Raw genomic sequence first — 235 nt, 5'->3', positions numbered from 1 at the left:
AACTCTTTTACGCGCATCCGTTTCTCTCACCGAACCAGTGGGGGAACGACAGCCTTCATTACTACGGCATGAACCAGACCACGAGGAAATGGGAAGTCGTAGACACCTACGGCGGAAAGCTGACCGAGAACGTGGTGCAGGCCATCGCGAGGGACTGTCTGGCGGAAGCGCTGGCCAGATTGGAGGCGGCCGGCCACCAGGTGGTGTTTACGGTCCACGACGAGGCGATCCTGGA

Annotated in this window: 1 pseudogene; it reads left to right on the top strand. The window is 59.6% G+C overall.

Annotation, left to right across the window (positions count from 1 at the left end):
* A pseudogene (locus tag NE619_RS18510) lies at positions 1-235 on the top strand (hypothetical protein); the annotation flags it as partial.

The organism is Anaerovorax odorimutans, from assembly GCF_024459955.1.
In the GTDB taxonomy this organism is placed as follows: Bacteria; Bacillota; Clostridia; order Peptostreptococcales; family Anaerovoracaceae; genus Hominibacterium; species Hominibacterium odorimutans_A.
This window is presented reverse-complemented; position numbering and strand designations above follow the sequence as displayed.